Below are 12,530 nucleotides of genomic sequence, written 5' to 3' on the forward strand. Positions count from 1 at the left end.
GCTCATTCATAGTCAACTATAGACTAAGAATGAGCCTAATCTTTTGTCATAAACTATCTTCAAAATAGTAAGTATCCACTCATTTTGTATAAATCAAAAATACCCTGATATACCCTCTCACCAACTTACTTTTTTCAACCACTTTCCTGGTTTGTCCGTGGCGCACACATGATAATGGATCTTTTATTGAGTCTTTTCTATCCTTTAAAGAACTTCCCTTACTAAAAGTTTGCTCTCAAATTTTCCTTTCTGACAACCAAAGCAACGATCCATCAACCATCACCTTGCTTTTCACACTCACCTGATTGACAACCACTTACACATATTTATGTCTTGAATACGCCTTATAGTGATATTACCTTTGTTATGTTCTCTGATCATTCTATCAGAGAAAAAATCATAAACAGCACTCTAATTGTTTCACTTTTCTTCCTAAATCTTATGAAAACTTTTCACATCAAAACAAACGTATTTCAGGGAGCCTTTCTATTGGTTCTGTTTCTGCTCACCGCCTGTCAAAAAGACAATGACATCAAACCTCAGACATCAGACGCAAGTTCAAGAATAAGTCCGGACATTATCCTCATTGATCAGGGGTATCTATCCAAAATTACGCTGGCTAGTGATAAGTCCATTACCTTTGCCTATCGCTCAGGAAGCATCAGGCCTAATTTATCGAAGGTAACAGATGGAGCCACTACACATACCTGGTCTTTCATATACAATACCACAACAGGCTTTTTGCAACAGGTTAAACGCGAAGACGGCGCTGTCATCAATGTTTCTACCAATGCAACTGGAAAAATCACAGGTTCTAATTTTACAGTGAATGGAAGTTATGTATTTAGTAACTCTATCACGTATGATGCATCCAACCGAATCAGTACGCTTGGGTGCGGTTATACAGGTGGATATAACAATTATCAGTTTACCTATTTATCCAATGGCAATCTCGACAAAATGTCACTGGTTCAGACGGCAGGAGGAAGCCACTATACTATTCAAGCAACAGGTTATGACACCAAGTTAACACCCTGGTCGTCTGTTAATGGCAATATCGCACTCTGGTGGCTTATTACCATGAATGGAGGTTTGCAGAATTCACCAGCCCAATGGCTTTCCTATAAGAATAATGTAACAGCCTATACATTTACTCCTTTGAATACAGCTAACGCCTATAATGCTAAGATAACATATGGCTATGAAAATTACGGATATGCCAATCAGATGACAGCCGTAAACCTTGCTACAAATGCAACTGTTGCGGGACCTTACTCATTCACTTATTTCTACCAGTAAGTACTATAAAATCACTAGTTAATACTGCTATAACATGCTATCTACAGGTTTATTCTGCCTTTGCATTCGGGCAAGAATAAACCTGTATTTTTTGTCGCAAACTACCCTTTAAAATGCCGTAAGAGCACCCCATCAAAGTGGCAGGGATTCGCTTACTTTGTATTAATCAAAAACAATACGGACATGAAAACAACCAAACGAATTTACTGGACAGCCACTGTGATTTTATTTTTACTGGAAGGACTTATGCCTGCCTTAACGTCTCATACCCAACTGGCCGTAGAAGGTATCCGGCATCTGGGCTATCCGGATTACTTCAGGGTGATGTTAACCATATTTAAAGTAGCAGGAGCCTTGGCACTGGTGTTGCCGTTTGTGAAAGGTAATGTAAAAGAATGGGCGTATGCCGGATTTGGATTTACACTCATCAGTGCCTGTGTTAGTCACTGGGCAGTAGATGGCTTTACTGGACAAACTATATTTCCATTAGTAGTATTCGCTATCCTGGTAGTATCCTATAAATCGTATCATAAACTTGTGGCATTTGCTAAACAGGATGCGTCAACACAAGGGATGGAATCCAATACAGCCCAACCCAATGAATTGATAGTATCAGGTGCATCCCGCTAATCCTGTTGGTAAGATAATTATATAGCCTGATTCGAATTCTGTTCAAACACATCTAACAAAAGTTGAGACAGGTTTATCAGTTGGAAATAAAAAATGATCAGTATCCGAATCAGTTTTGCGTTTGACCAGAATACCGATCACTTTCAAGAAATATTCGAATAATGGTCATTTTCTTGTTTGACCTGAATTTAGTTCAAACTTGTGTTTGACTGGAGTTCCGGTCAGATCAGAGAAATATCAAAACACCGATCACACTTCAGGAATATCACTATTTCGATCACTTTTTAAAATAATCGAAATAGTGATAGTTTTTTATTTTGATCAGAACACCGATAATACCTATTTGAGATTCCAGAACTATCCTTATTGGTGATTCGCTATCAGTTCTTTTGCCAGTTGTCCTAATGTCTTTAAAGCCTGTTCAGTTTGCTCACTAGTTACAGAGCCACAGCTTAATCTTAGAAAGTGTGAGTGTACCATGCCTGTCGAAAACAAATGTCCGGGAGTGAATCCAATCCCTTGCTGTAAGGCAACTTTATACAGCTCCATTGAAGAAACTTTCTCAGGTAGCTCTATCCATACTACATACCCTCCCTGCGGATGAGAGATACTGGTCCCTTCTGGAAAATACGCTTCTACAGCAGCTTGTACTTCTGTCATTTGCAGAAACAGTTTACTTCGCATTCGTTTCAGATGTCGCTCAAAACTACCGGCTTCCAGTAAACGGGCTATAACCAGTTGGGCCACTGTCGTAGCAGCAATATTAGTCATAAACTTAAGGCGTTCAATAGACTGACGAAAACGCCCTCCTGCCACCCAGCCTACCCGAAGTCCGGGAGCCAGCGTTTTGGAAAAAGAAGAACACACAATCACCCAGTCTTCTTTATCGTACATTTTCAGAGAGGTAGGCCGCGTGCCTTGAAAATACAGCTCACCATAAATATCATCTTCAATCAGAGGTACCTGGTAACGGGTAGTCAGTGCAACCAACTCTTTCTTATTTGACTCAGACATCAAAGAGCCGGTAGGATTACTGAAGTTTGGAGTGACAATACATGCTTTAACAGGATATTGTTTGTACACATCTTCCAGATAATTCAGATCGATACCTGTCTGAGCATGCGATGGAATTTCAATAACCTGTAATCGCAGTCCCTGTATAGCTTCCAGAAACCCATAGTAACAAGGAGATTCAACCGCTACGATATCTCCCTGTTGTGCAGTAGCCCGTAAAGCAAGGTGAATTGCCTCCAGACATCCTGACGTAACACAAATATCTTTGGCAGTAAGCATTCCACCCCAACCCAGAGATCGTTTGGCAATCTCGTTTCGTAAATGATCATTGCCCTGAAGCTGGGTATAATTCATTACTTCATATTCATCTATACGAAGCACCTCCAGCATATTCCGTTTCAGAATCTTACCAGGAATCAGATGATTACCAGGTATAGCCCGCGAAAAAGAAACCACTTCCCTGATAAACCGTTCCTGCATGATTGTCTCCAGCAAAGAGTCAATTACTACAGATTCCGGTTTTAGAGCCGGAATCACCTGAGAAGGTACTTGTTCTTTGTTACGTCTCCTACCACTGACATAATATCCGGACTTCTTCTGTGCCACTATCAATCCTCGGTCTTCCAGATGGTGATAAGCTTCCAGTACTGTTGATATACTGATTCCCTGCTCTTCATGTACACTACGTACGGAAGGTAGCTTCTCCCCTGCTTTATACGTTCCATTTTCAATATGTTCTTCTATTCGTTGTGCAATCTGTAAATAAAGATAATTGGCCATATGAGTAAGTAAGAACGCAATCTGTTATGGAAAAATATTCAAAAACTGTATCTGTTCTGCTATAAAGATAAAGTAGAAATTTGTCAGAACGACTAACAGTCTTGATTTCTCATTTATCATACCTAATATAACACTATGAAAGTCACTATTGTAGCTTTTGATCAATGCACCGACATTGATGTATTTCTCCCCTGGGATTTGTTTAACCGGGTTCGTCTTATTCACCCTGAATGGAGTATACGGATTGTAGGCACTAAAGCTGTTCACACTTCTGCTACCGGATTACCTGTTACCGTACACGGTGATATCGAAGAGTGTAACGCAGCTGACATTGTATTTTTCAGCAGTGGTGCAGGTACCCGCTCTCTGATAAAAGACCCCACTTATCTGAACCGCTTTACATTCAATCCTGAAAAGCAATTAATTGGATCTATGTGCTCAGGTTCCTTATTGGTAGCAGCCTTGGGGTTACTGGATGGACTTACAGCCACTACCTATCCGTCTGTGCAACACATACTGGAATCAATGGGCATAACAGTAGTAGAAGAACCATTGGTAGTACATGGTAACATTGCGACCGCTGCTGGTTGTCTGGCAGCTATGGATCTGGTTGGCTGGATGGTTGAAAAGGCTGTCGGCACAGAAACAAAAGATCGTGTACTAGCCTCTGTGCAACCTGTCGGCAAACTAACCTGTATCTATTAACCTATATTCGTTGAGTAATCTATGAACTCTACATTGCAAACGGATCTACAGTCGCTGGACACTATTTTACAAACTACACAGGAATATGCCCTTTCCTTCCTGAACGAGATAGATAATATCGCACCCGGAACGCTATTTCCAGAACACTTGCCAGATGCTATTCCAGAGAAAGGAGAAGGATTTACTACTGCACTGCAAGAGTTTCATCACAGATACCGTGATGGAATTACAGCAGCAGCAGGACCTCGGTACTTTGGATTTGTCACAGGAGGTGCCACTCCGGCAGCTTTAGCTGGAGATTGGCTTACAAGTGCCTTCGATCAGAACTCAACCAACAGCAGTCAGAGTGCAGCCGCTCAGGTAGAGATTGAAACTATCCATATGCTCAGACAACTCTTTGGACTACCGGAAAGCTTCTTTGGAACCTTTGTTTCAGGAGCAACCATGTCCAATTTTGTTGGATTGTCGCTTGGCAGACAATGGGTTGGAAAACAATCGGGCATCAACGTGGCACAGGAAGGAGTATCAGCACTACCCCAACTAAACGTATTGAGTGCTGCTATTCATGCTAGTGCTGTGAAATCCCTGGCAATGCTGGGCATGGGACGCAATAGCCTCATTACGATACCCACACAACCAGACAGAGAAGCAATTGATCTGCAAAAACTAGAAGAAGCCTTACAATCTCTACAGGGCACACCCTGTATCGTTGTAGCCAATGCCGGAACTGTAAACACCGTTGATTTTGATGATATCGCAGCCATTGTTCAGTTACGAAAGCGTTACTACTTCTGGCTGCATGTAGATGCTGCTTTTGGTGGGTTTGCAGGTTGTACTCCTACTTATAGTCACTTATTGAATGGATGGCAGGAAGCAGACTCTATCACCATAGATGCCCATAAGTGGCTCAATGTTCCTTATGATTCTGCCATGATCTTTACACGTCACAAATCTCTTCAACTGGAAGTTTTTCAGAATGCCAACGCCAGATACCTTGGTGACCTGGAAGCAGATTTTAACTACATCAATTATACTCCTGAAAACTCGCGTCGGTTTCGGGCATTGCCAGCCTGGTTTAGCCTGAAAGCCTATGGAAGAGATGGCTATCGGGATATTGTAGAAACAACTATCTCACTGGCTCAACAATTAGGTAACTTTATAGAAGAATCTGAAGCATTTACGTTGCTTGCGCCTGTTCGTATCTGTGTGGTATGTTTCACTATAAACACTCCTCATACTGAGAACCTGCAAAAGCTGGTTAATCAGTTTCTGGAAAAGCTGATTCAGAATGAAAAGGTAGTACTTACTCCAACAGTTTACAAAGGTGTACCTGCTATGCGGGCCGCACTGGTTAACTGGCGTACCACACAAAAGGATCTGGAAATAACAAAATCTGAACTGATGCAGGTAGTATCACAATTGTTGTCTACCTCAATACCAGCCTAAAGCAGAAGGCTCCAACATTTTTAACTACTGGAGCCTTCTTTTTCAATAAACTGGTTGTGTTAGGGCTTTAATACCACTTTTACACAATTGTCTTGCTTTTTGTTAAAGATGTCATACATTTTGGGAGCTTCACTCAGCGAAACTTTATGTGTAATGATATCATCAAGCACTACCTTACCTTCTACAACCAATGAAATCAGTTGGTCAATATACCGATGAACCCAGGCTTGTCCACCCATTAGTTTGATGCCTTTATCAAAAAACTGATGCAATGGAAAGTTGTCAAACGTAGTCCCATATACACCAACTACAGTTACTACTCCTCCCCGACGTACGGCATCCATACATTTTTCCAGTACTTTCATAGTTCCCTTTTCCATCTGGATCACATTCATTGCCTTTTCCAGTATGCTGCGTTCGGCTTCCAGTCCTACGGCATCCACACATACATCCGCGCCATACCCTCCTGTCATAGATCGTATGGCATCTACCACATCCACTTCACTGGCATTTATGGTCTCTACCTTTGCAGCTTTTCTAGCCATCTCTAAGCGATAAGGCTGAATATCCACTCCAATTACTCTGCCTGCACCTTTTATCCAGGCTGACTTTTGTGCCATAATTCCTACAGGACCACAGCCGAAGACTACTACTGTTTCTCCCCCTTTCAGTTCAGCCCAGTCTATAGCCGACCAGCCTGTCGGAAAAATGTCTGTCATAAATAAGATTTGCTCATCGGTAAGTCCTTCCGGCACTTTACGCGGGCCGACATTGGCATAGGGCACCCGCACATATTCGGCCTGTCCTCCATCATAGCCACCATACAAGTCTGTATATCCAAACAAAGCCCCACCTTTCCCTTTTAATAATCCTCCCTCCGGACCATAATGCTCAGGATTAGAATTCTCACAATGGGTAGGTAATTCCATAGAACAGAATTTACAGTGACCACAGGCAATCGGAAATGGAACAACTACTCTGTCTCCTTTTTTAAGTTTAGAAACCCCAGGTCCTACATCTTCTACGATACCCATAAATTCATGACCTAGTATCATATTGCGTGGCTGTGGAAACATACCATTGTAGATATGCAGGTCTGAACCACAAATAGCGGTAGAGGTAACCCGGATAATAGCATCATCTGATGCTTTCAGCTTTGGATCTTCGACTGTTTCAACGCGAACATCCTTGGGATTGTGAAATACAAGCGCTTTCATGAGATTGTAATTGGTTGTATAAAAAATGAAAGAATGAGATCAGCAAAACAACTACCTGATCTACAACTACATACATTCACAATTAGCTAAAAAAACAATACCCTTATCAGAAAAGAAGTGTATATTCTTATACATTTCTGCCCAAGAATCACTGTTATTTTCACCCTAAAAAAATATTTTAAAAAATTTTTATTCTGACATGGGGGTAACAGGGGATTACATCTGTCATAGTGTTACCTGGCCGGTAATCAAACCATACAAAACCTAAATAAAGTAATCCGTAAGCCATGCCTGATTTCCATTTTTAGATTATTCTACACATTCAGCCTGAAGCAGGCCTACATGTCGTCAGATTTTATTCCTGTGGTCTGTCCGGTTATGCAGACAAGCGCATTCTTGTACTTCTAAACACCTTTATTTCTTATCTAAAACCTTTTTCCACATAAAACACTGTGGGCTGGAAAAACTATGCCTTTAAAACCTATGAAACAGCACATTTTTATTTTTCTTATCTGCCTTGGCACTACTCTATCTGGCTGGGCACAAACCAAAGTTACTATTAGCGGATACATGCGTGATGGTGCCAATGGAGAAGGACTCATTGGCGCTACGGTTCAGATCAAAGGACAAACTACCGGCACCGTAACAAACGAATATGGATTTTATTCTCTTACAATCCCTCAGGGAAACTACACCCTGGTATATCAATACATTGGATATCTGAGTCAGGAAAAAGCCGTTACCCTGCAGGCAAATCAGAAAATAGATATTCAGCTATCAGCAGACCAGGTGCAGATACAGGAGGTGGTTGTCACTGAAACACGTCCGGATAACAACGTCCGTAGTATGGATATGGGTGTCAGCAAACTGGAAATGAAAGCCATCCGGTCAATGCCTGCCCTGTTAGGTGAAGTGGATGTAGTTCGCAGTATTCAGTTATTACCAGGTGTCAGTACTGTTGGGGAAGGGGCTTCAGGATTCAATGTTCGTGGTGGTGGAGTAGACCAGAATCTGATCCTGCTGGATGAAGCTCCTGTCTATAACTCTTCACACCTGATGGGCTTCTTTTCTGTATTTAACCCTGATGCAGTGAAAGATGTAAAACTGATCAAAGGAGGCATACCAGCCCAATATGGTGGCCGTCTTTCCTCTCTGCTGGATGTACGGATGAAAGAAGGCAACAACAAAAAATTTGGTCTTTCTGGAGGAATTGGTACTATTTCCAGCCGCCTCACAGTAGAAGGCCCTATTCAGAAAGACAAAAGTTCATTTATTATCTCAGGTCGCCGATCCTATGCAGATATGTTTCTGAAATTATCTTCTGATGAGGATCTCAAAAACAACCAGCTTTATTTTTATGATCTGAGTGCCAAGGTAAACTTTACACTTAGTCCCAAAGATCGTCTGTTTGTATCAGGATATTTTGGCAAAGACGCTTTTAAATTTGAAGATGCCAGTGGCAATTCAGGAGGATTCAAAATGAACTGGGGAAATAAAACAGGTACAGTACGCTGGAATCACCTGTTTAGTGACCGGATGTTCGCCAACTTTACAGCTGTATACAGCGACTATGACTATCAACTGGGCGTTCTTAGTGGATCACAAGCTTTTGAATGGACATCTCATATCTATAATTATAGCGGCAAAGCGGATTTTTCGTACTATCTCAATGCCCGTAATACCATTACATTTGGTATAAGTGCTATCCGCTATCAGTTTGAACCTGGTAAGGCTATTCCAAAAAGTGAAGAATCAATCTTCAATCCATTGGAACTGGCACATCAGAACTCCATTGAATATGCAGCATATATTGATAACGAACAACAGCTCACTCCTCAGTTGTCAGTGCAATACGGACTTCGGTTCTCTGCCTATAACTATCTGGGAGCTATGACTGTATATGATTATGTAGGCGAAAACAACGAAAAGAAAGTTCCGGTAAATCAGCGAACCTATGGCAAAGGTGAATCTATTAGCTTCTATACTAATCCAGAGCCTCGTTTTTCTTTGCGATATAACTTGAACGAACGTAGTTCCATTAAGGCTAGCTATAATCGTATGGCACAGTATGTACACCTGATCTCCAACACCACAGCAGCTTCGCCACTGGATGTATGGTCGCCTACCACCAACAACATCAAACCTGAACTGGCAGATCAGATAGCCGTAGGGTATTTCCGCAATTTCAAAAACAATATGTTTGAGACTTCAGCAGAGGTATTTTACAAAACCATGAAAAACCAGATCGACTATCGTGATGGAGCTGAAGTATTGCTGAATCAGGAACTGGAAGGTGATTTATTATATGGAGATGGCCGTGCGTATGGACTTGAGTTATATGTTAAGAAAAACTCAGGCAAGCTAACAGGCTGGGTAAGCTACACATTATCCCGTTCAGAACGTAAGATTGACGGTCTGAACATGAACAAGGAAGGAGAAGCTCAATGGTATGCAGCCAAATACGACAGAACACATATTCTCTCTGCAGTAGGTATCTATACATTTAATAAAAAGTGGAGCTTTTCCAGCAACTTCTCCTACACAACAGGTGTAGCAACCACCTTCCCTAATGCCCGATACGAGGTAGAAGATGGCACACTGGTAGTACCTCATAATACAGAGGGCACACGCAATAATTACCGTGTTCCGGCCTATCATCGTCTGGATCTGTCAGCAACCTTAACACCTGCCAAGAATGAACATCGTCGCTGGAAGAGTGAATGGGTATTCTCGATCTACAACGTATACGCCAAACGAAATCCATTTACTGTGTATTTCCGCCAGAACGACGAAAACAATGCTTCGAAGATACAAACAGAAGCTGTCCGTCTGTCAATCTTCGGTTCTATCCTGCCTTCTGTTACCTATAACTTCAAATTCTAATTCCATACATTATTTAATCTGAATTCCCTATGAAACGATATATTTTGCCCGTACTGATTTTGTTGTCTGTAGTGCTAACCAGTTGTGAAGATGTTATTGATGTAGATCTGAAACAAGGAGAAACTCTGTTAGTTGTAGATGGCTGGGTGACCAATCAACCTGGCCCCTACAAAGTTCGTCTCACATCAACAGCACCCTATTTTACCAATCAGGAAACACCTAAAGTAACCGGAGCCACATTGATTATTAGCGATAGTGAAGGTGTAACAGATACATTAAAAGAATCTGAACCAGGTATTTACCTGACTCAGCATTTGCAGGGAAAAGTAGGCAATACCTATACACTCAAAATACTTTCCAATGGAGAGGAATATATGGCTCAGACAGAGATAAAACGTGTACCCCCTATTGATTCCTTAACAGTGAAATACCATGAGGAGTCAGCCTTTTATGAAGAAAGCGGATATTATATCTATTACAATGGTCCGGAGCCTGTTGGTATTGGAGACTTTTACAGATTTAAAATTTATCAGAATGATACGTTATTAAGTGGTCCGGGCGACCTCACCTTTGCAGAAGATAAACTGGTAGATGGCAATTACATCGGTGACCTTCAAATGAATGATGATAAAGCATTTCGGAAGGGTGACACTATACGCGGAGAAAACTGGGCTATTACAGAAGACAATTATCGCTACTATGTGGAGCTTTCTGCTCAAATCAATAACGGAGGACTATTTTCCAATCCGCCAGCTAACGTACGCACTAATATTCATAACAGCAATAGCAAAGGGAAAAAAGCAGTTGGTTGGTTTGGAGGTGCAGGTGTATCCAGCAAAGAAATTGTTATCCAATAAGTCCTGCTGATTATTTTTTACCTGCTTATTTAGTATTTACACTAACAGCAACCTAAGCAGTTACACAATATCTTATTAATCAATAGTTCATATACATAGTTGTATATGAACTATTCTTTTTATCATTCAACCATTTATTGTCTATTACTTACCATTCTTCTCACGAATTTTCATAAACGCTCCACTAGGTTATCCTAAAAGCAGGCAATATTTCTTTTTTACAAAAATCACATGGGATAAATACAATTCGACTAAAATACCTAAAAAAGCACGATTAGTGATTCCTCTCATAAAGAATACAATATTTCGCAATGATGTATCCGGAATATATTTATCAAAAGCTAGAAGTTCTCTGTTTTTAAGCAAATTACAGGCTCTCATACCCTTAAAAAGTACTTACATCTATTTTCGACTACAGATGTCTTTACAAATCACTCAACCTATACATTAATTATCTGAAAATCAACAAATTAAAACAAAAACAACGTTCATCATGTTTTTTGTCTGTTGTGAAGTCTACAACAAAAAGAAGCACTTTTTGACAAATTCCACACATTTCTTACATCATTTTTTAGAATTTTTAGCCTCTAATTTCTTTTTTTTCAGCAGCTTGAACGATCTGTATTATATCCTACTTACACATTTTTTTTATTTTTCCTTTCTAAAAGAAATTATTAGAAAACGACTAATAGCATATTGGATAAATACAAAACCTCACTAAACAAATTTGACATTACCTTGAAAAAGATTGTACATTTTCAGGACATAGGAGTATGCATACATACCGACTATAACTTTCTTTTTTTGAGATATATTTCTGACACAAATCCACAATTGTACTATTCTAAGTTAGAGGTAGCATATTTTTGACATCTGTCTACTACTTTTTTGAATTTTATTACGAAAGCTCCTTCCTGGCTTCATTGCACTTTTTTTATGCCAAAGCTGCAGTACCTTTGTATCGTTGGTTCTGATAAGAGCCACACATTCAAAAGCAAATCAAAAAAAATTATTATATAAAAAATCATTCATTTTATAACTATCGAAAAACTATGAAAACGTCAATTTTAACTTTCGCTCTTGGTCTGGTTCTTAGTGCTAACGTATTTGCTGCTGACGATCTGGAAAGTGTTTCAACTGCGTCAATTAATACAACTAACCGCGTATCTGTTTATAACTTAGTATATGCTTCAGCAAAAACAGGTCTGGTAACTGTAAGCATCAAAAATCAGGATGGACAAGTAGTATTACAGGAACAAATCTTCAACGATAAAAAAGGATTTATCCGTCCATATAACTTCTCTACAATGCCTGAAGGAAGTTATACGTTAGAAGTAAAAGATGCAGCTGGTAAATCCGAACTTTCTCTTGCTTATAGCAATGTAGCAGTAAATGCAGTACGTAAAGCTGAAATCAAAGCATTAGAGAGTAACAAATATCAGTTACGTTTGGTAGGTAACACAGCGGATGCAGTAGAAGTATCTATCTACGATCAGTTTGGTTCAACTATCCACAGCGAATCTTTATCTCAAAAAGGTAGCTTCACACGTATATATGATCTAAGCAAACTGAAAAATGCTAAAGGTGCTATCGAAGTGAGAGCAAATGGTAAAGTAGTAAACCGTGTAGAATTATAATAGGTAGCTTAGCTACAAAAAATATAAATCTGATCCTTCAACAGCAAGCCCTGGTATCATAA

At 40.1% G+C, this 12,530-nt stretch carries 9 protein-coding genes; 7 read left to right on the top strand and 2 right to left on the bottom strand.

The genetic code is table 11. The features are described 5' to 3' along the window. The first annotated feature begins 441 nt into the window (after positions 1 to 441). Both QNI22_RS29110 and QNI22_RS29115 read left to right on the top strand, forming a co-directional pair. Positions 442 to 1,299 carry a hypothetical protein gene (locus tag QNI22_RS29110; RefSeq protein WP_314516426.1) on the top strand — a complete coding sequence of 286 codons (858 nt, stop codon included), beginning with the start codon at positions 442 to 444 and terminating at the stop codon, positions 1,297 to 1,299. A gap of 183 nt (positions 1,300 to 1,482) precedes the next feature. Further along, a complete protein-coding gene (locus QNI22_RS29115) occupies positions 1,483 to 1,929 on the top strand; it encodes a DoxX family protein (protein WP_314516427.1) in 447 nt (148 codons plus the stop codon). A gap of 363 nt (positions 1,930 to 2,292) precedes the next feature. Here QNI22_RS29115 and QNI22_RS29120 read toward each other — a convergent pair whose 3' ends face one another. Beyond that, positions 2,293 to 3,723, bottom strand: a complete 1,431-nt coding sequence (locus tag QNI22_RS29120) for an aminotransferase-like domain-containing protein (RefSeq protein WP_314516429.1) — start codon at positions 3,721 to 3,723, stop codon at positions 2,293 to 2,295. 135 nt (positions 3,724 to 3,858) lie between these two features. On the opposite strand from QNI22_RS29120, the gene QNI22_RS29125 reads away from it, so the two are divergent. Next, positions 3,859 to 4,428, top strand: coding sequence for a DJ-1/PfpI family protein (locus QNI22_RS29125; RefSeq protein ID WP_314516431.1), 570 nt, complete (start codon positions 3,859 to 3,861; stop codon positions 4,426 to 4,428). Positions 4,429 to 4,449: 21 nt separating this feature from the next. After that, positions 4,450 to 5,874: a pyridoxal phosphate-dependent decarboxylase family protein gene (locus QNI22_RS29130; protein ID WP_314516432.1), complete on the top strand. Its 1,425-nt coding sequence runs from the start codon at positions 4,450 to 4,452 to the stop codon at positions 5,872 to 5,874. A gap of 59 nt (positions 5,875 to 5,933) precedes the next feature. Here QNI22_RS29130 and QNI22_RS29135 read toward each other — a convergent pair whose 3' ends face one another. Next, positions 5,934 to 7,091 (bottom strand): zinc-dependent alcohol dehydrogenase, encoded by a 1,158-nt coding sequence (locus QNI22_RS29135; protein WP_314516433.1) that lies wholly within the window; start codon positions 7,089 to 7,091, stop codon positions 5,934 to 5,936. Positions 7,092 to 7,574: 483 nt separating this feature from the next. Here QNI22_RS29135 and QNI22_RS29140 point away from each other — a divergent pair, with 483 nt between their 5' ends. The 3 genes from QNI22_RS29140 (at position 7,575) to QNI22_RS29150 (ending at position 12,468) form a co-directional block, all read left to right on the top strand. After that, positions 7,575 to 9,974 carry a TonB-dependent receptor gene (locus QNI22_RS29140; protein ID WP_314516434.1) on the top strand — a complete coding sequence of 800 codons (2,400 nt, stop codon included), beginning with the start codon at positions 7,575 to 7,577 and terminating at the stop codon, positions 9,972 to 9,974. A gap of 29 nt (positions 9,975 to 10,003) precedes the next feature. Further along, the gene (locus QNI22_RS29145; RefSeq protein ID WP_314516436.1) at positions 10,004 to 10,831 is read left to right on the top strand and encodes a DUF4249 domain-containing protein; all 828 of its coding nucleotides are present in this window, start codon (positions 10,004 to 10,006) and stop codon (positions 10,829 to 10,831) included. 1,052 nt (positions 10,832 to 11,883) lie between these two features. After that, the gene (locus QNI22_RS29150) at positions 11,884 to 12,468 is read left to right on the top strand and encodes a hypothetical protein (RefSeq protein WP_314516439.1); all 585 of its coding nucleotides are present in this window, start codon (positions 11,884 to 11,886) and stop codon (positions 12,466 to 12,468) included. The last annotated feature ends 62 nt before the right edge of the window (positions 12,469 to 12,530 follow it).

This window comes from Xanthocytophaga agilis (assembly GCF_030068605.1).
GTDB classification, from domain to species: domain Bacteria; phylum Bacteroidota; class Bacteroidia; order Cytophagales; family 172606-1; genus Xanthocytophaga; species Xanthocytophaga agilis.

What these genes read in the sequence shown, in the direction of transcription:
- QNI22_RS29110 (WP_314516426.1), top strand. Translation starts at nt 442, where the DNA reads ATGAAAACTTTTCACATCAAAACAAACGTATTTCAGGGAGCCTTTCTA.
- QNI22_RS29115 (WP_314516427.1), top strand. Translation starts at nt 1,483, where the DNA reads ATGAAAACAACCAAACGAATTTACTGGACAGCCACTGTGATTTTATTT.
- QNI22_RS29120 (WP_314516429.1), bottom strand. Translation starts at nt 3,723, where the DNA reads ATGGCCAATTATCTTTATTTACAGATTGCACAACGAATAGAAGAACAT.
- QNI22_RS29125 (WP_314516431.1), top strand. Translation starts at nt 3,859, where the DNA reads ATGAAAGTCACTATTGTAGCTTTTGATCAATGCACCGACATTGATGTA.
- QNI22_RS29130 (WP_314516432.1), top strand. Translation starts at nt 4,450, where the DNA reads ATGAACTCTACATTGCAAACGGATCTACAGTCGCTGGACACTATTTTA.
- QNI22_RS29135 (WP_314516433.1), bottom strand. Translation starts at nt 7,091, where the DNA reads ATGAAAGCGCTTGTATTTCACAATCCCAAGGATGTTCGCGTTGAAACA.
- QNI22_RS29140 (WP_314516434.1), top strand. Translation starts at nt 7,575, where the DNA reads ATGAAACAGCACATTTTTATTTTTCTTATCTGCCTTGGCACTACTCTA.
- QNI22_RS29145 (WP_314516436.1), top strand. Translation starts at nt 10,004, where the DNA reads ATGAAACGATATATTTTGCCCGTACTGATTTTGTTGTCTGTAGTGCTA.
- QNI22_RS29150 (WP_314516439.1), top strand. Translation starts at nt 11,884, where the DNA reads ATGAAAACGTCAATTTTAACTTTCGCTCTTGGTCTGGTTCTTAGTGCT.